Here is a 2,286-nt window from a genome sequence, read left to right on the forward strand (position 1 = left end):
CGGGGCTTGCTGGTGATCGTGCGCGAGGGCAACGAGCGACTGGCACGCGATCTTCGGACGGTCCGAGAGGAGCAGGTGAGGTAGTGTCGAGTCAGCCGAGGAAGCCGCGTATTTCTCGCTCGGCTTCTGAACCATCTGAGTAGAATACTGATCCTTCAAGACCTGTATCAGCCCACAATCGGTCGAATAGCGGCGAGAGTTTGTTGTAGGTCTCTGCTGGCGTGCAGGACTCAAGCGGTACTTTCACCGGCCGCGGGTCGATGCGGTCGCTTTCGAATACGGCTTCCGACACAGATACCGACATTCGAACATTGTCCGGAATTCGGACCTGCTCACCCCTGACGCCGATGAGTGTAACGAGAACGGTCATCCAGTCTGACTCGTACTCCTCTCCGAATTGCTCTTGAGCCCAGTTCGCTGTAGCTGCAAGCTTCGCCTCGGTGCTGCTTGCGACGAACAGATTGTGGTCCCCACGTTCCCAGATTTCGCCGGCTGAGACGGTTTCAATTCCACTTACGGGTGTTCGGAGATTGTAGGCCTCTGTTTCCCCTGATTTGGCGGCGCGGGTAGTGATCTGGCCGTGTTCGTGTTGTTCTCTCCATGCTGAACGTCCCTCGAAATGAGGAATCTGTTCGTCGATATTCTCCCCTGCCGCCAGCGAACCCCCGCTTGGGTACCCTTCGGGAATCATGTGCGCGACGAGCTGTGGCTCTCGATCATCCAGCTCGTGATCGCCGTCGACGATCTCCTCGACGCGCTGTTCGTGAAATGCGACTGCCTTCTGCACCGGCTCTTGGTGCGTGCTGGCGTTGAGGGCGGCTTCTCTCATCTCACTAGAGTATGAATTCGCACACTTCAAAAAGCCTCACTCGGGGTCTTCTTCTTCGGACGGGCCAACTGCGTTCTCGATTGTATCAACTACAGTCACTTGCTCGATGTCCTCACCGAATAGAAGCTCAATATCTGTATCTGAGTCAACCCATCCTTGGTCGGGGAAGTGCCAATCCACCCCTGTGAGTGAGATTTGTTTCTCTTTGCCGTCATCACTGTACTGTTTGATAGCCCCAACTGCAATCGCGCCATCTGAGGTGAGCACCTGGACACGGGCTGCTTCGTCGAGTGTGCCTTCCCATGGTTCGTGGAAGTTTCGTCGTCTGTCCCCGTCGAGTCTTTTCCAGAGCCAATTCCGAACTCGGTCGTGGTGATCAGCGGCCAAGATTACACCTCCCACGGCCCCAACGGCTACAGAGAAGCCCAGCAATCCGAGAACGTATTTAGCTTGGAAGGTAGGGGTGAAAAACACCTCACTGATGTCTTGGGGTTCTGTGATTGAGGCCCCAAACACTTCGAGGATAGAGAGGAAGAGCGAATCGACAAACAGACTCGCGGCGAGGCTCAACATTAGGAGTCTCGTTTCGGAGATCTTCGTCCTGACGACGGCGAGTGTCACGGCAAAATGTGTAGAGATGAATCCGGGGACTACGACGATGAGCGCCAGTAAAAGATTCTGAATAGAAACGAGAGGCATTACTCGTCAGAGCCGCCCGAGTCACCGCCTGAATCGCTGCCATCCGAGTCGCCTTGTGCAGACGGGCGAATGACACCGTGCCCTCCTTCTTCGCCGGCATTCCCGTCAGCTGTAGTTCCCTTCGACTTCTCGACGCTTTTAGAACCGTCTGCTGTGGTTCCCTCTTTAACGCCCTTGGAGTTATGGCTCTGCTGTTTGCCGAGCGATTCTTTGTCACTACTGCCATCGCCGCTGTCGTTAGAGCCGTTGTCGTCGGACATCTGTACAGGTAGTTACCGGCCCTTTTAATGTAAACCTGACTCCACCACGCTGAAAGTGAAAATATACGCGGAAAACCACCAGAGGGGAGCCGGTTTCACACCCGAAGGAAGGGGGTATCCCACAGCGAATCGAGCCGACAGATTCCATATAGCGATATCTCATTTATCGTATTCTCGCCCCGATTCCCTGTATTCTTACTGGTTGCAGTTGTGTCCTGCCCACAGTTGCACAACCGGAATTATCAAGTAGTTAGCTGATAGACTGAGCAGTACGGAAATGCCATCCTCAGATTACCCCAACCCCGAAGAAAACCGGCTGTACTCGGGTGAGAACCGTGCCTGAGCAAATCCACTGGTCGCGGAAGTCGCTGGACGAACTCGAGGACTTCTACTGGACGGAGATCGCGACCGCTCGCGAGCGCGACGGCCACGATCCCGAGACGACGATCCCCACGCACGAGTGGCTCGTCGACGCCGGCTATAGCGGACTGGGGTATG

The 2,286-nt window shown here is 55.4% G+C and carries 3 protein-coding genes; all 3 read right to left on the reverse strand.

What is annotated here, in order from left to right; genetic code table 11:
- Positions 1–91 precede the first annotated feature (91 nt).
- From ACFR9S_RS02170 to ACFR9S_RS02180, 3 genes are read right to left on the reverse strand one after another with little or no spacing between them, the layout of a single operon-like run.
- Positions 92–829: a hypothetical protein gene (locus ACFR9S_RS02170; protein WP_143076997.1), complete on the reverse strand. Its 738-nt coding sequence runs from the start codon at positions 827–829 to the stop codon at positions 92–94.
- Between the two features lie 36 nt (positions 830–865).
- Positions 866–1,528: a DUF6338 family protein gene (locus ACFR9S_RS02175; RefSeq protein ID WP_074880400.1), complete on the reverse strand. Its 663-nt coding sequence runs from the start codon at positions 1,526–1,528 to the stop codon at positions 866–868.
- Positions 1,528–1,788, reverse strand: a complete 261-nt coding sequence (locus ACFR9S_RS02180) for a hypothetical protein (RefSeq protein ID WP_143076998.1) — start codon at positions 1,786–1,788, stop codon at positions 1,528–1,530. The genes ACFR9S_RS02175 and ACFR9S_RS02180 overlap by 1 nt, the downstream gene beginning before the upstream one ends.
- Between the last annotated feature and the right edge of the window lie 498 nt (positions 1,789–2,286).

This window comes from Halolamina salina (assembly GCF_042678005.1).
GTDB classification, from domain to species: Archaea; Halobacteriota; Halobacteria; order Halobacteriales; family Haloferacaceae; genus Halolamina; species Halolamina salina.

Excerpts from the sequence above, each read along its gene's own strand:
- ACFR9S_RS02170 (WP_143076997.1), bottom strand. The coding sequence starts at position 829 with ATGAGAGAAGCCGCCCTCAACGCCAGCACGCACCAAGAGCCGGTGCAG.
- ACFR9S_RS02175 (WP_074880400.1), bottom strand. The coding sequence starts at position 1,528 with ATGCCTCTCGTTTCTATTCAGAATCTTTTACTGGCGCTCATCGTCGTA.
- ACFR9S_RS02180 (WP_143076998.1), bottom strand. The coding sequence starts at position 1,788 with ATGTCCGACGACAACGGCTCTAACGACAGCGGCGATGGCAGTAGTGAC.